Here is a 22,160-nt window from a genome sequence, read left to right as displayed (position 1 = left end):
AATCAAAGGAGTGTGCACTCCTTGGCCAAAGATTTCTTAACCGCAATACGGGAGCGTCGATCCCTTTATGCCATCAGCAAAGAATCCCCTATTCCCGATCAGCGGATCAAGGAGATCATCGAGGAAGCCCTGAAGCATACGCCTTCGGCCTTCAACTCCCAAAGCACCCGCCTCGTGCTCCTGCTCGGGGAACAGCATAACAAGCTGTGGGATTTGACCACGCAAATTTTGAAAAGCATCGTGCCGGAGGACCGGTTCGAATCGACCCGGCAGCGGATGGAAGGCTTCCGCAGCGGCTACGGAACGATTCTGTTCTTCGAGGATCAATCCGTCATTGAGGAGTTCCAGCAGAAGTTTCCTACCTATCAGGAAAATTTCCCGATCTGGTCGCACCATACGAACGCGATGCATCAATTGGTCATTTGGACTGCGCTGGAAACGGAAGGGCTCGGCGCGAACCTGCAGCACTATAATCCGCTCATCGACGAACGGGTCAAAGCCGAGTGGAAGCTGCCGGAAACCTGGAATCTGTTGGCCCAAATGCCGTTCGGCAAGCCGACCGCCCCTGCCGGGGAGAAGCAGTTCGCCCCGCTCGGCGAGCGTTTCAAGTCGTTCGATTGGCAAGCTATCACTCCTGTGGGGGATACCCCACCCAAGGATAAACGGCTACGCCGTCCTTGTCTTACAAGGACCAGTGCGTTTACCAAGGTTGATGCGAAGCTATAAGCTACGAAAACTATAGCTTCACATCAACATCGAGTAGGAGGGGGCGACTAGCCCCCGTCCTCTCACACCACCGTACATGCGGGTCCGCATACGGCGGTTCCAAAAGGTTAACAAAGCTCCAGGTAACGAGAAAGCAAACTTTTCAGCCCATTCACTTCCCAGTAGGAAGTTGGAAGGGCGTTATTTGTGTTCCGGGACATTTCCCACGCTCCCCGCCGGGAATTCGCCATCATGAACGCGACCCAATCCGGCACTCCAAGCGCTCGGAGTTCGCGGATACGGGTACGTACCCGTTTCCACTGTTTCCAGAGACACATGCGCAGCCTTCTGCGAATCCACCCATCGAATTTCTCGCAGTGCTTCTTTGCCGAAGCCAGCCGGAAATAGCCAATCCATCCCATAAGATAGCGGTTAAGGCGTGTTATGCGGTCCTCCATCGACATCGAGCGGGTTCGGTTCGTTAGCTCCCGGATCTTCTCCTTGAACCGGGAGATTGTCTTTGGCGCCAGACGTACCGTTGCCTGCTTATTCGACAGAAAGCTGAAACCAAGGAACTTTCGGTTCCATGGCCGGTCTACCGCACTTTTATCTCGGTTCACTTTCAGTTTGAGTTTTCCTTCCACAAAGCGAATCACCGATTCCATGACTCGCTCGCCGGCGCGTCTGCTCGCGACAAAGATATTGCAATCGTCCGCATACCGGACGAACCGCAACCCTCGTTTGGTTAATTCTTTATCCAGATCGTCTAGCAAAATGTTCGCCAAGAGCGGGCTTAAAGGACCACCTTGTGGCGTACCTTCCTCCGTTCGCTCCAGCGCTCCATCTACCATCACCCCAGCATTTAGATAGCCACGTATCAGCTTCAAGACGCGCTTGTCCGTCACTTTCCGCGCTACCCTCGCCATTAGCATGTCGTGGTTTACCCGGTCAAAGAATTTCTCCAAATCCATATCCACGACCCATCTCAGGCCACTTTGGATGTTGCGCTGTGCTTGTCTCACCGCGTCATGCGCGCGTTTTCCCGGCCGAAAGCCGTAGCTGTACCAGGAGAAATGAGCATCGAAAATCGGATTCATCACTTGCAGAAGCGCTTGCTGAAGAAGGCGGTCCATTACGGTCGGGATGCCAAGCAGCCGCACGCCGCCTCCGGGTTTGGGGATTTCCACCCGTTTGACTGGCGCCGGTCTGTACGCTCCCGCGAGGAGTTCGGTTTTCACCGTTTCCCAGTGTGTTTTCAGGTAAGCTTGTAGCTCGGCTACCGTTACACCATCCACGCCGGGAGCTCCTCCGTTTTGAATCACCCGCTTGTAGGCGAGCCGAAGGTTGTTTCCTTCGAGCATCTTTTCCAGCAGGTCGTTCTCCGCTTCGCGAGAGGAAGGGGCGACTTGTGCCGGCGAAGAGCTCGGCGCTCCGGCATACCCTGACGGCTTCACCGCTTCTCTTTGCCGCAAGCTCTCTTGCGAGATATTCTGCTGTCTCTGCTCTTCGCTCGAACGCATCGGTTTCCTCTCTCCTTTCGGTTCGGCCCTTCCGCTTTCCGGCGTCCCGTACTTGTGTACTATGGCCTCTGTTGACTCCTGCGGATTCAGCGCGGCTTTCCAGCCGCGGTTACGAAGATACTTCGCATATTCCGCAGGCCTCCCCAGATAAGAACGTCATCTGTCTGCCCGCGACCACCCAAGTATACAGGACTAGCCCTTGGCGGCTCTGGATTTCGTTGTGTTTAGGCAACTCATCCGACTAGCCCTGCCTCAAATTGGGTTCGTGTACCTTGGCCCGTGCATTTGCCTCCGGCTTCCTTCAGATTCCGCCTCACGGCGGACACCCTTGCCCTTGGCTAACGGTAGGCGCTCGCCAGCCCCCGTTCGGGACTTGCACCCTAGAGATGACGCCCATGCTGGGCGTACTAAAAAAAGGCATAACGGACATGTTCTCCGTTATGCCTTTTCCTTATTTCCTTGATTTACGCTTTCGATGCCGCAGCCTTGTTGCCGCCGAACAGCGGCTTGCTCTCATACGTATCCAGCTCGTCGTCCGCATCGTTATAGAACGCTTCGCGGTCGAATTCCTTCTCCGATGCAGCGACAACCAGCGAGCTCACCGTAGTGCCCGTTGCGTTGATTGCCGTACGCGCCATATCGAGAATCGCGTCGATCCCGAGCACGAGCGCCATCCCTTCGATCGGCAGGCCTGCGCTGGTCAGCACGACCGTGGTCGAGATCGAAGCGGGGCCGGGTACGCCGGCTACGCCGACGGACGCCACGACAGCGGAGCCGACAATGAGGATATAATGCATCATCGTAAGCTCGATGCCGAATACTTTGGCCACGAAGATCGCAACGATCGCCGGGTACAGCCCGCCGCAGCCGTTCATGTTAATCGTCGCTCCGAGCGGCGCCACGAAGCTGGCGATCCGATCGGATACTTTCAATCGCTTCGTAATGACTTCAAGGTTAACCGGCAAGGTCGCATAGCTGCTTCGAGTGGTGAAGGCTACGGCGATGACCGGATAAATCTTTTTGAGAAAACGGAACGGATTCACGCGCGCTACGAAAGTGACGAGCGTACCGAAGGTCAGGACGAAATGAAGCAGGCACGCGATATATACCGCGATGATGACCTTGCCGAGCGGCAGCAGCGAGGAGAGGCCGTATTTGGCCGCCATCGTCGTCATCAGCCCGAACACGCCGTAAGGCGTCAGCCTGATGATCAGCTTCGTTACGCGGAACATGATTTGCGTGAACGAATCGATCAAATCTTTTACCGGCTTCACCCGCTCCGGCTTGCGGCTGCCTTCAATCGTAATGGCCACCCCGACGAACATGGCGAATATAATAACCGGTACGACTTTGCCCGTCGACATCTCGTTGACCGGGTTTGACGGCACGAGGTCCATCAGCACTTTCATGAAGGTCGGAATCTCGCGCGCTTTAAAGGAAGCGTCCTTCGCATAAGAAATGCCCGCGCCCGGATCCAGCACTAGAGCAACGATCAAACCGATCACCGCCGCGATACCGGTCGTTAACAAAAACAGCCCGATCGTCTTCGTTCCGACCTTCTTCAGCATGCCGGGGTCGGTGACCGACGTGATACTGGAAATGATGGTTGCAATAACGAGCGGCATGACGATCATTTTAATCAGACTGACATAAATGTTGCCTACGATGCCGACGTCCGCAGCCTGGTCCTTGAAGACCGCTCCGACTACGACGCCCAGCAGCATGGCCGCCAGGACCCGGGTACCGAAACCAACTTTCTTCTTGGCCGCAAATATTAAAGCGGCAATGACCACAATCGCTGCGGCCCAACTGACTAAGTACAAGAGATTCAAACCAATGCGCCTCCTCGTGACGTTAACGGACTGGAAAATAATAATTCCCATCTGGTTAGTTGGTATTCTAAAACCAAACCTCCTTTCTGTCAATACATTTTCAATGCTCTCCTATAAAAAACTAAGGAGCGAGGCTTCAGTTCGCCGCACTCCTCGCTATACCTTATTTCAGCGCGCTGGGCCATAGAACAAGAGACCCGCGGTCCGCTTCGGCACCGAGCTCCCGCAAGGCTTCTTCCGCCGCCGACCCGATCACCGGCTGCTTGTTCCACGCTTCGACGACCACCTTCCGTCCTCCGGACAACGAAAGAATGTGCCGCAGCCCCGTACGAAGCAGCTCTTCCAGCTCCCCGGCCCGAAGCGGCCGCTTCTCCCAGTCCGGCATCGTATAGAGTCGTTTCCCGTTGTTTTCCATCCAGAGCAGCCAGCATCCGTCCTTCACGAGCAAATAATTGCCCGCCTTTCTGGCAAACGCGATCCCTTCCGCCGCCGGCCATCGAACGGAGAGGCCGTAAGGATTGGCCGGATCCAGGGAGGGGAGAACCGTCACGCCGGTTAAACCGCTCCGGTCCGTTTCGCGCAGCCGTTCGACCGTCTCTTTCTGCGCGAACTGCAGCGCCCCAATATCCCGCACCCAGAGACCCCGGGTCAGCACGCCCCACGCTTCCAGCTGCTTCAATGCGCCGTATACCGCATCCCACGACCATGGAAGCATTTGGGACGCAATATCCTTGGTCAGCAGGCCGTACCCGTTCAGCAGCTGCTTCGCCCAAGCCATGACGGATGACGCGAGAGCGGCACCGTCCTCTGAAGGCGCGGCCGATTCCGGCTCCAGCGCATACCATCGGCCAAGTCCCGATTGGAAGCCCGCGCGGCCAGGTCTTCCCTGCTTCGGCGCGGCGGGACGTTTGCCCGAACCGTGCAGCCGCAGGGGGGCGAATTGATCGTTGGAGACGCGACCGTCCCAGGCAAGCTCCAGCAAGTCGGCGAGCACCTCCGAAGGCGCCCGGCCGCTGTCCCGGCTGAGCGCCGTCAGAAAGCTCGCCCCCTTAGCGGAGAGCAGCTCCAGCAGCCCGGTATGGCGCTGCGCCGGCTGACCGCTCAGGAACGGCCGCAGCAGCTCCTTCGACTCCGCCAGGAAGAAGGCGACCCGCCCTTCCTTCTCCTCCGGCGCTTTCCGGCCAATCCAGACAACCTCTCCTTCGGCGCAGAGACCGTCCAGCGTTTCCTTGCGGTAATCGGTCAGGCGTATCGGAAACACCTGGCTCTCCCATTGGGACAGCGGAAGGAAGGTGCCCTGCAGGACGCCGATCACCCGCAGAAGCCCGTCCGGGCCGCTCAGCCGCTCTCCCGGCACGGCGTGCTGAAGCTGCAGAAGTCTTCCTAAATAGACGGCCGGCTCCACCGCATCCCGGTTCCCCCGGAGCGCGCCTGCCGTCTGCCGCGCCCGGCGCTCCGCAAGCGCCCGGTTCAGCCACCGCTCGCGCCCCTCTGCATCCGGCGCCGGCTCCAGCTTGCCCCGGGCTTCTTCCCGGCGCAGAAAGCCGCGCGCCATACCAGGCTCGAGCGCATATCGCTGCGCCAGCTCGTCCGCTGTAACATAGAGCCGGCCGCTCGTAAAACGGCCAAGGATCAGCACCCTTGCATCCTCGACTTCCCCGGCTTTCCGATCCTCCTGCAGCCGGCCGTAGGCCGCGAGCTCATCGGCGCAGATCCAGCGGCTCGTACCGGCTAACGGCACCTGCGCAATGCGGCCTTCCGAAGCCAGCGTCTGCAGCAGCGGCGCCACCCGTTCTCCGCCCGGAAGGGCTGCAAGCTCCGCCTCCGACAGGTCCCCCTGCTCCTTCAGCAGCCGGTAAAGCTCTTCGGCGGTCCGGACCGAGCGTTCCGGCTTGACCTCAGCTTCCTCCTGCCGGGCGCTGCCGCCGAAGATCCGTCCTGCCGCCGCCCGGTTTAATCCGATGAGCTGCTGCTGAATATCCGTTCCTACCGCATCGGACTCGTAGAGCTGGGTCTGTACGTAATCGGCCAAATAAAGCGCGGCGAATGGGGATGGAAAAGCGTTCCGGAGCACGACCGTCTCGATCGCCCCGCTCTCCATCTCCCGAAGGACCCGCTTCACCTGCGGTGCATTCAGCTCCTCGTTCAGGCACAGACGCATCGCCTCCGCAATGAACGGGAAACGCTCCGCATACGGCAGCGCTTCCCGCAGCAGCTCCTGGCTGCGCAGCCGTCTCTGCCAGGCGGGCCTACGCGTAAAGCTGCGGGACAGCAGCAGCGACGTCTCCGCCAGCTGCCGGAAGGCGGCTCCGAACATCAGCGACCCGGGGACGGACTCGAGCAGCAGCGTCTCTACATTCGCGGACCTCACTCCGCGTATGAGCTCAATATAATCGGAAGCGCCCGCCTCGCCCCCGGGAAACACCAGCTCGATGCCGTTATCCTTCGCATTCGCGTAGAACCGGTACGGCAGCTTCGCCTCCAGCTGCCGTTGAATGGCCAGCAGCCAGGTCCGGTTGAACGTGCGGCCATACCAGCAGTGGATGACCACATGATGCTGCTTCTGATCGTCCTGGAACTGCTCCATGACGATACGGCGGTCCGTCGGCACCGCCGATACCGCCTTCTGGGCATGCAGCAGGGAGGCGATCTGATCCGACGCCACCGCATCCAGCAAATATTCGCTCATGAACCAATCCGTCATCTCCGCCCCGCTCCGGCTGCCCATACGCGATTCGATCTCGGCAAGAAACCCGCCGATCTCCAGCGAGCTTTCCATCGTCCGGCCTTGGCCCTCGCCGCGCCAGAACGGGATTTCGCTGAACGTATTCCCGGTTTCGACCACATACACGCGGTCGCTGCCGATGGATTGAATTTTCCAGGAGGACGTCCCCAGCTGGAATACATCTCCGACCCGGCTCTCGTGAATGTACTCCTCATCCAGCTCGCCGAGATGAATCCGGCTCTCCGCGTGATGCACCGGGTAGGCGCTGCTCTGCGGGATCGTGCCCGCCCCCATGATCGCCGCCATCATCGTGTTGGACCGGGCCGCAACCCGTTCCGCATCCCGGTCCCAATCGATGAGCGGCCGGACGAACGGATAATACCCGGACAGCACCTCCAGGACCGCGATGAACCGCTCGGAGCTCAGTCCGCGGTAAGCATAGCTTCGCTGGAATACGGCTTGCAGCTCCGGCAGCGTCCAATCGCCCGAAGCCGCCATCGCCACGATCTGCTGGCAGAGGACGCCGAGCTCGTGCCGCGGGATGAGGATCGGCTCGATCGACCGGGTGGCGATGCGCTTCGCCAGCACCGCGCACTCCGGCAGCTGCCCCCGGCTGCGCGCGATAATTAAGCCGCGGCTCTCCCCGCCGACGGCATGTCCCGCGCGGCCGATCCGCTGAATGCCGGCCGCGGCGCTCTTGGGTGAATCGATCTGGAGCACCAAATCGATCGAGCCGACGTCGATGCCGAGTTCCAGCGACGCCGTAGCGACCAGGCAGCGGAGCTCGCCGGCCTTCAGCGCCCGTTCCACCTCAAGGCGCTGCTCGCGGGCGACGCTGCCGTGGTGGGAGCGGGCGATCTCATAGCCCGCCCGTTCGTTCAGGCGCAGCGTCAGCCGTTCACATAACCGGCGATTATTGACGAATACTAAGACGGAGCGGGCTCCTTCCATCCGTTCCAATATCTGCTCCGTCAGAGGCCCCCAGACGGCTTCCTGCCGGTCCGCCGTGATGAAGCCTCCATAAGGCATTGTGACGCCGAGCCGAATTCGCTTGTCCATCCGGCTCTCGATGACGGCCACGGGCCTCGCGGGCGAGTCCGGCGCTTCCGAGCTCCAGCCGCCCAAGAAGCGGGCCACCTCGGCGATCGGATTCTGCGTGGCCGACACGCCGATCCGCTGCAACAGCCCCCCTGTCCAGGCGGCCAGCCGTTCCAGGGTAACGGACAGATGGCTGCCTCTGCGGTCTCCGGCCAGATCATGGATCTCATCTACGATGACCTGTGTTACCGTGCGAAGCGTTCTTCTGCCCTTGGCGGAGGTCAGCAGCAAATAGAGCGATTCCGGCGTCGTCACCAGCACATCCGGAGGCCGGCGCAGCATGGCGGCGCGAACGCCCGGCTTCGTATCGCCGGTCCGCACGCCAACGGTCAGCCCCTCCCAGGGCATTCCCTGCTCCGCGGCGCATTGCTCCAGCTCCTGAACATAGGCGGCGGCGTGGTGGTGAATATCGTTATTGAGCGCCTTTAACGGCGTAATGTACAGCAGCTTGACGCCTGCCGGACTTTCCGGGTCCCTTTCTTTCTCCGTCATTATCCGGTTCAAGCAGGGCAGCAGCGCGGCTAACGTTTTGCCGGAACCGGTTGGAGCTGCGACCAAGGCGTGCTTGCCGGCCAGGATCGCCTCCCATGCCTGACGCTGGACGTCCGTCGGTTCGCCGTACCGGCGCCCGAACCAGTTCGACAGCAGCGGATGATAACCAAACGCTTCCGTTAATTTCATGCAGGCAGCGCTCCTTCGCTTTAATAAGCCATCGAATAAGGGTTTCACCTTGGAATATCATACCAAAATGCAGATGCGGTCAAAAGACTTCTTGACATGCGGCGGCTCTGTAACTACAATATGATTAAATAATTTAAATTTTATATAATTTAATTACTATACTTCAAAGCAAAACGGAGGAATTCCATTGTCCCCTACTCGTGCAGAAATCGAACGATTCGAGAAAGCCTTTTTCCTGCTGTTCCGCCGTATCGGTCCCGGCCTCGGACTGCCTCCGGAGCTGCCCATAACCGGCCAGCAAATTATGATGCTGTATCAGATTGTCAGCCTGAAGCCCTGTACCGTTACTATGCTTGCCCATAAGCTGGATGTCAAACCGAGCGCGATTACCGTGATGATCGACCGGCTCGTCCAGCACGGCTATGTGTCGCGGACGCACGATGAGAAGGACCGCAGGGTCGTCCTGCTGGAGCTGACGGAGGAAGGCGTTGCCGTACTGCAGCGCGTCCGCAAGATCCGCACCGATACGCTGGAAGGATATATGTCCCGTCTGGAGCCGGAGGAATGGGATTCCTTCTTGCGTATATTCGAGAAGCTGGTGCAGGACATCGAAGATTAGACCCCATGAAGGAGGAATACCTATATGGAACACTTTCAAGAAAACCAAGCGGCCGCTCCACCGGGAGAGCGTCATGATGCTTCCCGCGGCCTGCTGATTACCGGACTCATCATTGCGATGCTCTTCGCTTCGCTGGACAATACGATTGTAGGAACCGCCATGCCGCGGATTGTCGGGGACCTCGGCGGGCTCAGCCTGATGACTTGGCTGACGACGGCTTACATGCTCAGCTCCACCTCCGTCGTGCCGATTGCCGGCAAGCTCGCCGACCTGCTGGGACGCCGAACCGTTTATTTGACGGGATTGATCGTCTTCATGATCGGCTCCGTCCTGTGCGGCATGTCCCAGACGATGGGCCAGCTCATTTGGTTCCGTGCGCTGCAGGGGATCGGCGGCGGTGTGATGATGCCGATGGCCATGATTATTATCGGTGATTTGTTCACAGGCAAAGAACGTGCCAAATGGCAGGGCGTCTTCGGTGCGGTATTCGGTCTCTCCTCGGTCATCGGACCGCAGGTCGGGGGCTGGATCGTCGATTCCATCAACTGGCATTGGGTGTTCTACATCAACCTGCCGGTCGGAATCCTTGCAACGGTGTTTATCGCTCTCGGCCTGCGGGACGGACGCCGCGAAGGCCGAGTACAGTTCGACTTCGGCGGCATGGTGACGATGATCGTCGGCGTCGTGTCTCTCCTGCTAGGCCTGACCTTCGGAGGGAAGGAATATGCCTGGACCTCGTGGCAAATCATAGGGTTGTTCGTTATTGCGGTCATTTCGCTCGTTTCCTTCGTCCTGATCGAATCGCGGACGGCCGAGCCGATTTTGCCGGTAGAACTGTTCAAGAACCGTACCTTTACGCTGATCAACGGCATCGGCTTTCTTATGAGCGTCGGGATGTTCGGGGCCATCATGTTCGTGCCGCTGTTCATGCAGGGCATCGTCGGCATCAGCGCTTCCGCATCGGGAACCGTCATGACGCCGATGATGATCGTCATGATTCTGACGAGCATTGCCGGAGGCTGGCTCGTACAGAAGCTCGGCATGCGCACTCAGATGATTGCCGGAATGATCATCATGTCCGCAGGCTTCCTGCTGCTGACCACGATGGACATTGACACCAGCCGCTGGACCGCCACAGGCTACATGATGGTCATGGGTGTCGGGATGGGCCTGGTGATGCCGCTTCTGACGCTAGCGCTGCAGGAGACGTTCCCGAAATCGGAGCTCGGCGTCGTCACCTCTTCCAGCCAGTTCTTCCGCCAGATCGGCGGCACGTTCGGCATGACCGTTCTGGGAGTTATTATGAACCACAAGTCCGACCGCCAGCTGACCGAAACGCTGGTGCCGCTCCTGAAGCAGCTCCCTGCGGGGCGACATGGTTCATAAAATTACGGATATGGTGCACACGAACCCGCAAGGCCTCTATTCCATGCTGCTGAATCCGCAGACGCTCGCGGGGTTCCCGAAGCCGCTCCTGGACCAGATGGTGCCGGTGATCAAGAGCGCGCTCGTCAGCTCGCTTCATTCAGTCTTCCTTTTCGGGCTCATCTTTGTCCTTCTCGGCGCAGTGATTGCCCCGTTCCTCGGGAACATCAAAATCACGGACAGCCGCAAGAAGCCTAGAGCATCCGAAGGCGAGGGAGCGGTCTAAATATAAAAATGCAGCTCTCGCTTCCGCGGGGCTGCATTTCTATTTTCGGGGGATCAATCTGATGCTAATCTTCCAGCGGCTTGCCGCGTTCCTTGAGCCGCCCCGCCGCCGCATCGGCGGCCAGCCGTTCGAGGAAATGCAGCTCCGTCTCGGCGTGCTCCCAGCGCCCCTTCATCATATGAAGTACGCTGCGCGGCACGATAGGAATATGCTCGTAATACACCTGCTTGAGCAGATCTACAACCTCGCGCTGCTGCCGCGCTTTCTCTTCCACAATGGCGCGAATGCGCTCCTGGTCTCCGCAGTAGGCGAATGCCAGCGCCGCATACATCGGATGATAGATCATCTTGGTATCGGCGAACTGCTCCATCAGCAGCTCCTCGAACAGAACCTTCCCGCTCGGCGTAATCCGGTAAATCGTCCGGTCCGGCCGGCCGCTGTCCTTAACCGTTTCCGCCGCTTCCACGTAGCCGTCCTTGCACAGTGTATCGATGGCATAATACAGCGAGCCTTCCTGCATCTTGATATAATGCAGCATCGAGCGTTCTTTCATCTTGTGCCGCAATTCGTAGGGATGGCTGTCGCCCTCCATGAGCAGCCCAAGAATGACAAGCTTCATGGACATTCGTCGTCACCCGCCCTAATCTTGCGGTCTGACCTGAGGCGATGGCGCCTGGGCTCCGCCCGGACGGCCCGTTCCCTGCTGTGGCCCCCTGGCTGCCGGAATTTCCAGCTTGGCCTTGCCCATCAGCAGTACGAAGATGAACGCGATAACAGCCATAATAATCGTCACTTGGAACACGAAGCCGATGGAATCGGCAAGTCCCGTAACGAGCTTCTGCATGATCTCCTTTGGAATATGCGCCTGAAATTCCGGCGAGAGCAGCGCCCGCGGATCCGCCGGCGTTTGCGCTCCTCCTCCGCCGGGCAGCAGCTCCGCGAGCCGGTTCTTCAGCGCGCTGGCCTGCACGGTCCCGAGGACCGTGACGCCGACGGTCGAGCCGATCGAACGGAAGAATGCGACCAGCGACGTAACGACACCGCGGAAGCGGGGATCGACCTGGTGCAGCGCCGACATCGAGGTAACCGGGAAGGAGGTGCCGATCCCCAGACCCATCATGATCATATAAAGCGTCACCAGCCAGCGCGGCGTATTGACGGATACCGTACCGAGCAGCGAGGTCGCTACCAGCAGCAGCAGCGCGGAGAAGATAAGTATGTTTCGGTAAGAAAGCTTGCCCAGGAAGCGCCCGCCCAGCGCGCTGCTGGCGACGACCCCGAGCATCATCGGCGTCAATACGAGGCCGGCGCTCGTCGCCGAGCCTTGGTACACCCCTTGCACGAAGAGCGGAATATACGTTGCTGCGGACAACATCAGCGCGCCGTAGAAAAAACATACGCCCATGGATGTGGTGAACAGCCGGTTGCCGAACAGCTTGAGCGGAACGATCGGCGAAGCCGCCTTGCTCTCAATGAAAACGAACAGCGCGAGAAGCACCGCAGCCGCCGCCAGCAGGCCGATAATTTGCCCGGAGCCCCAAGCGTACTCCTTGCCTCCGAGCTCCAGCCCGAACATCAAGCACAGCATGGAAGCCGCGAATACGACCGTTCCGAGCCAATCGATCTTCTGGTTCGGATTGTTCGGCAGCACCGGATGGTAGAATAAAGCGATCAGAATGAGCGACACGACGCCGAGCGGCAGGTTGATGTAAAAAATCCAGGTCCAGTTCACATGGTCCGTGAAGTAAGCCCCGGCCAGCGGCCCGAGTACGCTGGATATGCCGAATACGGCGCCGAAGAGGCCCTGCATTTTGCCCCGTTTCTCTGGAGGAAAGATATCGAAAATAATGGTGAACACGATCGGCATCAATGCACCGCCGCCGATGCCCTGAATGGCCCGGTATACGATGAGCTGCGTCATGGTCGTCGAGGTGCCGCACAGCGCGGAGCCGATCATGAACACCGCGATGCCGAGCAGGAAAAACAGCTTGCGTCCGTACATGTCTCCCAGCTTGCCGAAGACCGGCATCGATACGACGTTCGCAATCAAATAAGCGGAAAAGACCCATACATATTTATCGAGCCCTCCCAATTTACCGATGATCGTCGGCATCGCCGTAGATACGATCGTCTGGTCGAGCGAAGCCAGCAGCAGCCCGAGCATAAGTCCGACGACGGTCCACGTCGTATTGGACTTCTTTTGCGTCATGGATATTCATCTCCTTAAACAGTTGTTTAGTTCACTCTCGTTATTATACTCAAATTTGAGTAATTGACAAGACGAACAAACACAATTTTACAAACTTTATATTTATGCTCCTCAGCCAGCTCCGTTTGCCCTCCGGATTCAAGTATCATATAATGGTACTATTCAAGAAAAACCATTTATATTTTTGCCAAAAACGATAAAAATTACTTATTCTGGATAAACGGACTTAGGCTTGTTTAACCGGAAGTGACCGAGTACGCACGTTCATACCTCGGGAGAAGGAGGAACGACGTGAATTTAAATCAATTGGAAACCCTAATTACCATCTCGAAAACGATGAGCTTCCGCAAGGCGGGCGAGGTGCTGAATCTGACGCAGCCGGCGGTCTCGGCCCAGATCAAGAGTCTGGAGGACGAGTTCAAGACGACGCTGATCGACCGGAACCAGCCCGTCACGCTGACCGACAGCGGCAAGGTGTTTCTGGAGCATGCGGAAATGATCCTGCAGACGGTGGAAGACTTGAAGCAGCGGCTCGCCGACTTGAGCCAGACGCCGCAAGGCCACATTCACCTGGGCACGACGACGTCGATCGCCATCATGATCCTGCCGCGGGTGCTGTCCTACTTTCAGAATCAGTTCCCGCTGATCAAGACGACGATTCATTCGATGACGACCTCGCAAATTATGCACAGCGTCGAGAACGGCTCGATCGACATCGGCATCACTTATTTGTTCGACAAGCATCCGGCGCTTGAGAGCTCGGTGCTGTATTATGACACGTTCGAGCTGGTCGTCTCGCCGCTCCATCCGCTGGCCCGCTACGGACATGTGCCGATCGAGCGGCTGCAGAATCTGCCGCTCATCATGCTCTCGCCGGAGACGGCCGGACGGCGGTTCGTCGATCAAATTTTCAAGCAGCTGTCGATTATGCCGAATGTCGTGATGGAGCTGTCCAGCAGCGAGGAAGTGAAGCGGATGGTCGAGCTCAACCTCGGCGCGGCGATCATCTCCAAGCTGTCGATTCAAAACGAGCTGAAGCTCGGAACGCTGAAGATGGTCAAAGTCAACGAGCTGGAGATCAGCCACCCCGTCGGCGTCGTATACAAATCGGGACGCTATTTAAGCTCGGCGCTGCATCAGTTTTTGCAGGATCTCAAGGGCATGCAGGAAACGCAGTTCATCGGTTCGGAATGAGACCGGCGGACCCTGGACGCCTAGCGGCGATTCTAAGGGCAAGCTGCCGGGGACATCTGCTGAAAGGAAGGGATCTCGCATGAAATTCGATTTGCATACCCATCATGAGCGGTGCGGCCACGCGATCGGCACGATCCGCGATTATGTGGAGGCCGGCATCCGGCACGGGCTGCAGGTGATCGGGATCTCCGATCATTCGCCTTATTTTGCAAGCAGCAAGGACCGGGAGCAGCCCGGCATCGCGATGGCGAAGAGCGAGTTTGCGCGTTATGTAGAAGAAGTGCTGAAGCTCAAGGAGGAATACCGGGACCGCATCGATGTCCTGCTCGGCGTGGAGTCGGATTTCTTCCCCGAGCATGCGGAGGTATACCGCAAGGTGTACGAGAACTATCCGTTCGACTATATTATCGGCTCCGTTCATTTGTCGGGCGGCGTCAGCATCTTTAACCGGAAGCGCTGGAACGGACTAACCGAGAAGCAGAAGGTCGAGCAGAAGGAAATCTATTACGACCTGATCTCCCAGTCCGCCCGCAGCGGCATGTTTCAAATTCTCGGGCATATCGACGCCATGCGCGGCTTCTACCCGGCATTCTCGGATATTCAGACGGAAGCGGTCGACCATACCCTGAAGCTGATCGGGGAGCAGGGCGTTGCGATCGAGATCAATACTTCGGGCAAAACGAAGGACTGCGGCGGCTGGTATCCGATCGACGCAATTCTCGAGCGGGCGCTGCATTACGGCGTGAAGGTGACCTTCGGCTCCGACGCCCACAAGCCCGAGCGGGTCGGGGACGACTGGGAGCTCGTCGCGAAGCGGCTGAAGGAAATCGGTTTCCGCGAGTGGGTTTATTTTAAGGAGAAGCGTCCGCAGACGGTTCCGCTGTAAGACGAAAGCCGCAAGGTGAGACCCGGATCGCGCCCGGAGCAACAAAAAACCGGAAAAGCTTAAACCGCTTTTCCGGTTTTTTTGCCGCTTGCGCTGCGCCGCAGCTGCGGCGCCCGCCCGCCTGACGCGCTCGCCGTGCGCGCCTTCGGCGCCGCCGCGCTGCTGCGGCTGCGTGCGCTTGCTCCGGCCGCCGGGGCCGTTCGCTTGCGTCCCCTCGCGCCGCCGGCCTTGCGGCTCGGCAAGCTGGCCGTGGCCGCCTTCGCGCCTCCGCCTCCGCCTCCGAAGCCGAAGCCTCCGAAGCTGCCGAACATTTTGAAGATCGGTCCGAACTGGCGGATGATCGTGAACATCTTCTGGACCTTCCCCATCGTCGAAATGATGCCATCCAGTCCGCCTACCTTGTTGTACAAGGCGCCGAAACCTAGGCCTGCCCCTCCGGAGCCCGCAGCCGCTTCGGTCGCTGCAACTCCCGGACCGGCTGCGGCTGCGGCTCCGCCTGCCGTCGTGCTGAAGCCAAACGGACTGAAGCCTCCGAACGGATTGAACAACCCTCGAATCTCCGCCGTATTCAGATGCGGCGGATAGGCACCCCCCTGTGCGGAACGGCGCGGAGCCTTCCTGGTGGCTGCTTGGCGTCTCGTCTTCATTCGCACCCTATCCTTCCCGCCGGTTTCCCTGCCGACCACCCGAGCCTGTTCCTATCGCTTTAGGAGAATGAACCGTACTCTCACAGACCCGAGCCCATGCAGTGAAACGGACACTGTCCATTATTTGTTAATTTAAGCTATGTCGATTTCACACAAACGGATTGGGTGGATGAACCGTCAGGACATAAATTGGGTCTTAGCACGTCTTTTAATCCTTCCGGGTTCAAATTTAGTTGAGCAACAATTTTGTTTATGTCCAATTGGATCGGTCCGGAACTTTTCTTCAGCATGATGCCCTCCGTTTCTCCATTATCGCATATGTCAGCTCTCGGCTCCGCCCTTGTTTCCATCCGGGGTGAGACGCCGAAGCCTGTTACGCTGCAGACGTAATTCTATAAAATATAGTTCCATATACCTATCACCTTGTTTAATTCTACCATAAGATCCAAAATCCAAGCTATGAAAAGTAAACATAAATCAAATAAAATTAAATTTAGATTCCTATTATTTGGTATTGGAGACCTATATGCCTTCCATCCCTGCCTATATAATGGAATCATGAAACCGGACGGCTTCGGAAGGGCGTTCGGGAAAAGGAGGCTCGTTCATGCGAATGGCGTATACGCTGACCGACAGCGGGAACAGCGGCAAGGCGCGCTGCGAGATCGGCTGGAATTGGCGGCCCGCGCCGCTCGCGGATTACGATTTATGGTGCGTGCTGTCGGGCAGCGGGAAGATGGTTCTCGGCGGCCGGACGTATCCGCTTCGTCCCGGAGCCTGCTTCGTGTTGCATCCGGGAGACCAGCCGGCGGCGGAGCAGGATGCCGAAGACCGGCTGACGGTCGTCTATATTCATTTTGGACTCATTCCCCTGCCCGGCTGTGCGGCGGAACCCAAGGGAGACCTGCTGCCGGAGCGCGTCGTTTACGTCGAGGAACGCGGCGAGCTGGAACGGCTGCTGCATCAGGCGCTCGGGATCCGCTTCAGGCAAGATGCATGGACGGAGCAGGAATTCGACGGCGTGCTGAAGCAAATCCTGATCCGGCTGTACCGCTGCCGGGAGGAGCCGGAACCGGCTTCGGCGCTGTCGCGGAAGCAGCGGCAGGCGGTTGCGCGTGTGCTGCACCGCCTCCATGAGGAGGCCGGAAGAAGGCTGCCTCACGAGGAGCTGGCCGAGCTGGTCGGCCTGACGCCCGCTTATTTGAATCGGCTCTTCAAGAAGGCGACGGGCTCGCCGCTCAAAGAAAATGTCACGCGCATTCGTCTGCAGCGGGCCAAGCATTTACTGAGCGAAACGACGATGAACGTATCCCAGGTGGCGGATGCGCTCGGTTATGCGTCCGTGTTCCTTTTCAGCAAGCAGTTCAAGAAGCATTACGGCGTACCGCCGTCGGCCTACCTGCTGGAGACGGACCCGCCGAAGCCGCACGGCTGACGGATAAGAGCATCCTCCATTCCGGGCGGAGGATCGCCGGGTAAGTACAAATCCTCGCAGCCTCAGGCCATGTTCACGAAACCTTCCCATCCCGTATGATAGAGGCAAGCAAACGAACTCGTGAGGAGGGTGAACAACCGTCATGCCGGAGGAAAAGAAGACGCTGTACGCTTACGAGAACGAGGACGAATGGGAGCTCGCGCAATCGGTTGCCTCCCGGTTATACCGCTATGATCGGCTGGCTCAAGCCAGCGCGGCTAGTCTGGAAGAGATCACGGAAGCCCACGTGAAGCAGTTCTGGGAGCAAGGTTACCTGGTGGTGGAGCAGGCATTGATTGAATCGGAGGTGCGCTCGTCCCTGGAGGCTATCATGGATATCTTGTCCGGAGCTTCGACCGGTGCGAAAATCCAATTCGTGAAGCCGCGAAGCGAGCTCCGTACGATGGAGGAGATCGAACTTGCTGCCCGGAAGGTAAGCGATTACATCGAACATGAGCCGCGGCTGCATGCGATCGCGCACCATCCGTCCATTGCCGCAGCTTTGGAGAAGCTGTTCGGCGAAAAAGCCAAGGTCGCCCAGGACCAGGCTATCCTGAAGCCGCCGACGGGCGGCGCGGAGAAGCCGTGGCACCAGGACATGGCGTATGGTCCGCTGGCGTTCGACAAGTCCGTTATCGGCTTCTGGATCGCGCTGGACCCGGCGGAGCTCGACAATGGCTGCATGCATGTGATCCCCTGCTCCCACCGGGAGGGTGCGGTACCGCACTATGCCGAGCGGGACTGGCAGCTCTGCGACGCGGCCGTGCAGGTGGAGCGCGATGTCGCCGTTCCGCTCAAGCCGGGTGGTCTGCTGATCTTCTCAGGCTTGCTCCATCACGGGACGCCGCCGAACTTTTCCGCCAAGCGCCGCCGTGCCCTTCAGATTCACTACGCCCCGGTATCCGCGAAGAAACTGACGCCGCAGGAATACAAGCGGATGTTTACGAACGAAATGACCGGTGCGGAATGCTAGATTCCGCAAAAAGGGTCTTATCCGCAGGATGGCGATGCCATCCTCGAATAAGACCCTGTTGTCCGTTAAACGGCGGAATGCGTTTCACAGCACGTCACTAGCCTTAAGCGGCTCAAAGGGCTTCCGCCGCCGCCGACAGGTTCCATCCCCCGCCTCAGGAGGTCGCCTCATCGAAGATCCGGTAGCCTACGCCTCTGACGGTAGCGATATAGCGCGGTACCTTCGGATTATCGCCAAGCTTCTGGCGCAAGCTCTTCAAATGGACGTCCACCGTATTGCTCCCGCCAAAGTAATGCTCGCCCCACACATGATCCATCAGCTCCTGCCGAGTAAGCACCGTCCCGGACGCATCCAGCAGGTGGCGCAGCAGCTCGAACTCCGTCTTCGTCAGCTCGATCCGCGAGCCGCCGCGGTATACGGCCATCCGCTTGACGTCGACGGTCAGATCCTTGAGCCGCTTCTGTCCGTCGACCCGGCTGGCACTGCCCGGATTCAGCTGCGTCAGGCGGCGGATGTGTCCGACCATCTCGGCCACCGGAACCGGCCAGTTCAAATAAAAATCGTTATACGCATCCGGCCGTCTCCCCGCGTTCTCGGCTAGAAGATGCAGCGTCGGCAGGAAGGACGAAGCCCCCGCCGGGTCCTCCGGCGCTTCCCCGTCATGCGTCCGGTCAACGATAACCAGCTCGGTCCTCAGGCTGCGGATCGTCTCCGGATCCGGGCGGTGCAGCACCAACACGTCGTAGCATCGGGCCGTCAGCTCGCGGATGAGCTCATGCAGGGCAGCCGGCGTTGGGCTGATGATGACGACACGCTGCGTCAGACGGCAGCAGCTGGGACCTTCCTGCTCTTCATGCAGCATCCCGTTCAGCGCCGGTCCGCTGCTTAATTCACCGGCCGACCCGTAGCTCTGCATGAGGCGCACACTCCTTTGAACAAGAATTGTTCTTTATGGATCGAATAGCCCGTCTCTTCGGCTACGGATTGAATCCATGAAGCGGGGGCCTCGGTGAATACCTCATCCACCCGGCCGCACTCCACGCACACGATGTGCTGGTGCTCCTCGGTCCGCGCATCGTAACGCGCGGCGTCCCCCTCAAGCTTCAGCTCCTGCACCATGCCCGTATCCGTCAAATACCGGAGCGAGTTGTACACGGTGCCGTAAGCGAAGCTGAGCCCCTGTTCCTTCAGCCGTTCGATCACATCCGCCGCAGTCGGATGGTCCGGCGAGTTCACGATGATATCGTAGATCGTTTTCCGTTGAACGGTCAGCTGTCCTTTCTTTTTCATAGATGACCCTCCAATTTTTATATTTAGATTAAGTCTAAACCTAAATCGACCATTCGTCAAGGCAACCCTGACCGCCCGCAGGCCGATCGCAAGTGCCTTCACTGATATCGTGCTTTGCAAATAAATTTAGATAAGGTTACCTCCAAACGGTCATTTCCGATTCGTATAGTACCTGATCCTAAATGTCACAAGATTGTCACCTGATTTTGCTTTGAAAACGTTCTACGAAAGGAATAATCATGAAACGATTTTCATAAATTAAATCATTACAGTAAACGACAAAACCTCTTATTTTACCCCCGTAGTTTTCCCGTCGTTTCTGATGTAAAATAATTCCTCATAAGACAAACTATAGCGACTGAAGGGAAGATCAAAACCGTCTATGAATGTCTTAACGCGTGAAAAACTGCTCTTTATCGAAAGCCAATGCGTCAACCCGCAAGATGCCATCATCATTCGTCTGCTTATGGAAGGAATCGAGGTTCACGAGCTGGTCTACTTAACGCAGGACGCCCTTAATGAAACGACCCGGATACTGACCATTGAATCTCCGTTCGGAACCTCGAGGAAAATTCAGGTCAGCAAACGGTGCGCGGAGCTGTTCCAGCATGCGGCGGAACAAACGAAGTATATTCTGGAGAACGGCTATAATCCGACCAAGCAGAATTCGGTCAATCTCCGGCACAGCCCCTTCCTCATCAAAGTGAGCATCCACGATTACATCGCCAACGAAAGCATGATTATGGAGCTCGATTCCGTCATCCTGAGGACCATTTATATGCGGCTGAAAAAGCTGGCGGCCTTCTTTTCCCTGCCGGAGCTTGTCCACCTGACTACCGTCCGATTGGAACCGGAAGAGAAAGCTTACGCCTGAAGTGCCTGTTCCGAACCTGACCCTAACCCCAAGATAAACGGCTGCGCCTTCCTTGTCTTACAAGATCCAGCGCGTATATCAAGGCCCAAGCGAAAAGCCGTCCGCCCCAATCGGGGCGAACGGCTTTGACCGCTTCTTCCGGGAAGCAGGCCCCGGTCCTGTTATTCCGGCAGCGGGGCATATTCGAACCAATCGAAATCCGCCGCGTTGCCGCTTGCCCCGCCGTTGCTGCTGGCGAACAAGCCGATATAGGCGCCGACAAAGCCTCCGGCCACATCGCTGCTCAGCAGCGTCCCGTCCGCTCCGCCGTGCAGCAAGCTCCAAGCTTCGGCTTGACGCCCGTAATAGAAATCGATCGACTGACCGACCGCCTCCACCTTAAAGTATACTTTCCCCGCATCCAGCGCTTCCTCCGCCAGCACCGCTTCAACCCCGGCCCGCCGCTCGACAAGACGGATCCGCTTGCCCCGGAGTCCGAATCCGACTTCGCAGCGGAGCTGAAAGTCATGATTCTGCAGCAGCGCCAGCCCCGCCTCTTCGCCTTCCCTTTCCGGTTCGAACTCCATGACCGTGCGTACGGTAAAGCTCTGATGCTGCTGCCGCCGTCCAAGAAAGCTCGGGTTGACCGGCTCGCTGAGCGCCTCCGGCTTGAGCCGCAGACGAAGGTGGCCCGGCCGTTCGGTCAAGCTCCAGAATTCGCGACGCGGCGTCCGGATGAAATTCCACCGGAGATCCAGCTCCGCCCGCTCGAAGTGCTCGCAAGCCGGCAGTGTCGGCCAGCGGTGCTCCGGCAGCGCGGGACGCCGCATCTCCAGCTCCACGATTCCTTTCCCGGGATTCACGACCGGCCATCCCTGCTCCCAACGGAAAGGAACGAGGAAGGTCTCCCTGCCCATATTGCGGTAATGTCCTCCATACGGCCGCGAGCCGAGACAGACCATCCACCATTCGCCGTCCGGCGTATCCACGATATCCGCATGACCGACGTTCACGATCTCATAATCGCGCCCCAAGTGGCGGTGGGTCAGAATCGGATTCGTCAGGCATACCTCATAAGGGCCCGTAATCCGCTTGCTGCGCGCTATGGTGGCCGAATGGGTGTGGCCTGTACCGCCTTCGGCGATCAACAGGTAGTAATACCCGTCGATTTTGTACAAATGAGGCCCTTCCTGGGCGTGCACCTGCTTGAGCGCTCCGTCCCAGAGGCTGAATTTCGGCCCTACCAGCTGCTTCGTCTCCAAATCCAGCTCCTGCATATAAATTTCCATATGCTTCGGATACTGCTGACCGGCCGGAGGCCTGCGGTTCGCCGTGAAATACACCTTGCCGTCGTCGTCGAAGAAGAGGGACGAATCGATACCCGGCGCATCCTTCAGCCAGTACGGATCGGACCAGGGCCCCGCCGGGTTCTCGGCCGTCACATAGAAGTTGCGCCGCTCGCCTTCCGCGCTGACGACAAACGTCGTGATCATGTAGAACAAGCCGTCGTGATAGCGCAGAGTGGCGGCGTAAATGCCTTTGGAGCACGGCGTGCCGTCCAGGTTCAGCTGCGACGGGCGGTCCAGCACGTGGCCGAGCTGGCGCCAATTCACGAGATCCCTGCTGTGAAAGATGGGCACCCCGGGGTAATATTCAAACGTCGAGGTGACCATATAATAGTCATTCCCTACGCGGCAGATGGAAGGATCCGGATAAAATCCAGGCAATATCGGATTGCGAAACGTATTCATTGCGGAGTCTCCTTTATGTCGAAAATAGATTAGGGCTGTAAACCGGCCATGC

General features: G+C 58.3%; 15 protein-coding genes and 2 pseudogenes. 8 read left to right on the top strand and 9 right to left on the bottom strand.

The window, feature by feature from the left end; genetic code table 11:
- Positions 1-21: 21 nt before the first annotated feature.
- Positions 22-615 (top strand): annotated as a pseudogene (locus O9H85_RS34720) (nitroreductase family protein); the annotation flags it as partial.
- Between the two features lie 218 nt (positions 616-833).
- On the opposite strand, the gene ltrA reads toward O9H85_RS34720, so the two are convergent.
- The 3 genes from ltrA to O9H85_RS34705 form a co-directional block, all read right to left on the bottom strand.
- Positions 834-2,225 (bottom strand): group II intron reverse transcriptase/maturase, encoded by a 1,392-nt coding sequence (gene ltrA, locus O9H85_RS34715; protein WP_269885938.1) that lies wholly within the window; start codon positions 2,223-2,225, stop codon positions 834-836.
- 464 nt (positions 2,226-2,689) lie between these two features.
- The gene (locus tag O9H85_RS34710) at positions 2,690-4,057 is read right to left on the bottom strand and encodes a dicarboxylate/amino acid:cation symporter (RefSeq protein ID WP_409348253.1); all 1,368 of its coding nucleotides are present in this window, start codon (positions 4,055-4,057) and stop codon (positions 2,690-2,692) included.
- A gap of 163 nt (positions 4,058-4,220) precedes the next feature.
- Positions 4,221-8,561 (bottom strand): DEAD/DEAH box helicase, encoded by a 4,341-nt coding sequence (locus O9H85_RS34705; protein ID WP_269885937.1) that lies wholly within the window; start codon positions 8,559-8,561, stop codon positions 4,221-4,223.
- Positions 8,562-8,748: 187 nt separating this feature from the next.
- On the opposite strand from O9H85_RS34705, the gene O9H85_RS34700 reads away from it, so the two are divergent.
- Positions 8,749-9,180, top strand: a complete 432-nt coding sequence (locus O9H85_RS34700; protein WP_269885936.1) for a MarR family winged helix-turn-helix transcriptional regulator — start codon at positions 8,749-8,751, stop codon at positions 9,178-9,180.
- A gap of 24 nt (positions 9,181-9,204) precedes the next feature.
- Positions 9,205-10,831, top strand: a pseudogene (locus O9H85_RS34695) (MDR family MFS transporter).
- A gap of 64 nt (positions 10,832-10,895) precedes the next feature.
- Here the strand turns inward: O9H85_RS34695 and O9H85_RS34690 are convergent.
- Together O9H85_RS34690 and O9H85_RS34685 are read right to left on the bottom strand one after the other, a co-directional pair.
- On the bottom strand, positions 10,896-11,456 hold the full coding sequence (locus tag O9H85_RS34690) for a PadR family transcriptional regulator (RefSeq protein WP_269885935.1): 561 nt from the start codon (positions 11,454-11,456) through the stop codon (positions 10,896-10,898).
- A gap of 15 nt (positions 11,457-11,471) precedes the next feature.
- Complete coding sequence (locus O9H85_RS34685; protein WP_269885934.1) at positions 11,472-13,040, bottom strand: MDR family MFS transporter; 1,569 nt, start codon at positions 13,038-13,040, stop codon at positions 11,472-11,474.
- 291 nt (positions 13,041-13,331) lie between these two features.
- Between O9H85_RS34685 and O9H85_RS34680 the strand changes: the two genes are divergently transcribed.
- Both O9H85_RS34680 and O9H85_RS34675 read left to right on the top strand, forming a co-directional pair.
- Complete coding sequence (locus tag O9H85_RS34680) at positions 13,332-14,234, top strand: LysR family transcriptional regulator (RefSeq protein ID WP_269885933.1); 903 nt, start codon at positions 13,332-13,334, stop codon at positions 14,232-14,234.
- Between the two features lie 79 nt (positions 14,235-14,313).
- Positions 14,314-15,120, top strand: a complete 807-nt coding sequence (locus tag O9H85_RS34675; RefSeq protein WP_269885932.1) for a histidinol-phosphatase — start codon at positions 14,314-14,316, stop codon at positions 15,118-15,120.
- A gap of 59 nt (positions 15,121-15,179) precedes the next feature.
- On the opposite strand, the gene O9H85_RS34670 is transcribed toward O9H85_RS34675, so the two are convergent.
- On the bottom strand, positions 15,180-15,767 hold the full coding sequence (locus tag O9H85_RS34670) for a hypothetical protein (RefSeq protein ID WP_269885931.1): 588 nt from the start codon (positions 15,765-15,767) through the stop codon (positions 15,180-15,182).
- A 607-nt stretch (positions 15,768-16,374) separates the two neighbouring features.
- On the opposite strand from O9H85_RS34670, the gene O9H85_RS34665 reads away from it, so the two are divergent.
- Both O9H85_RS34665 and O9H85_RS34660 read left to right on the top strand, forming a co-directional pair.
- Entirely contained in the window at positions 16,375-17,202 is an 828-nt protein-coding gene (locus O9H85_RS34665) for an AraC family transcriptional regulator (protein ID WP_269885930.1), read from the top strand.
- Positions 17,203-17,344: 142 nt separating this feature from the next.
- Positions 17,345-18,214: a phytanoyl-CoA dioxygenase family protein gene (locus O9H85_RS34660; RefSeq protein WP_269885929.1), complete on the top strand. Its 870-nt coding sequence runs from the start codon at positions 17,345-17,347 to the stop codon at positions 18,212-18,214.
- Positions 18,215-18,368: 154 nt separating this feature from the next.
- Here the strand turns inward: O9H85_RS34660 and O9H85_RS34655 are convergent, their stop codons facing one another.
- Both O9H85_RS34655 and O9H85_RS34650 read right to left on the bottom strand, forming a co-directional pair.
- Positions 18,369-19,130 (bottom strand): winged helix-turn-helix domain-containing protein, encoded by a 762-nt coding sequence (locus O9H85_RS34655; RefSeq protein ID WP_269885928.1) that lies wholly within the window; start codon positions 19,128-19,130, stop codon positions 18,369-18,371.
- Positions 19,100-19,504 (bottom strand): Fur family transcriptional regulator, encoded by a 405-nt coding sequence (locus O9H85_RS34650; protein ID WP_269885927.1) that lies wholly within the window; start codon positions 19,502-19,504, stop codon positions 19,100-19,102. Before O9H85_RS34650 ends, O9H85_RS34655 begins: the two co-directional genes overlap by 31 nt.
- A 382-nt stretch (positions 19,505-19,886) precedes the next feature.
- Here O9H85_RS34650 and O9H85_RS34645 point away from each other — a divergent pair, with 382 nt between their 5' ends.
- Entirely contained in the window at positions 19,887-20,378 is a 492-nt protein-coding gene (locus tag O9H85_RS34645; protein ID WP_269885926.1) for a phage lytic cycle repressor MrpR family protein, read from the top strand.
- A gap of 161 nt (positions 20,379-20,539) precedes the next feature.
- On the opposite strand, the gene O9H85_RS34640 is transcribed toward O9H85_RS34645, so the two are convergent.
- Positions 20,540-22,108: a glycoside hydrolase family 43 protein gene (locus O9H85_RS34640; RefSeq protein ID WP_269885925.1), complete on the bottom strand. Its 1,569-nt coding sequence runs from the start codon at positions 22,106-22,108 to the stop codon at positions 20,540-20,542.
- Between the last annotated feature and the right edge of the window lie 52 nt (positions 22,109-22,160).

It is taken from the genome of Paenibacillus gyeongsangnamensis (assembly GCF_027533625.1).
GTDB classification, from domain to species: Bacteria; Bacillota; Bacilli; order Paenibacillales; family NBRC-103111; genus Paenibacillus_G; species Paenibacillus_G gyeongsangnamensis.
This window is presented reverse-complemented; position numbering and strand designations above follow the sequence as displayed.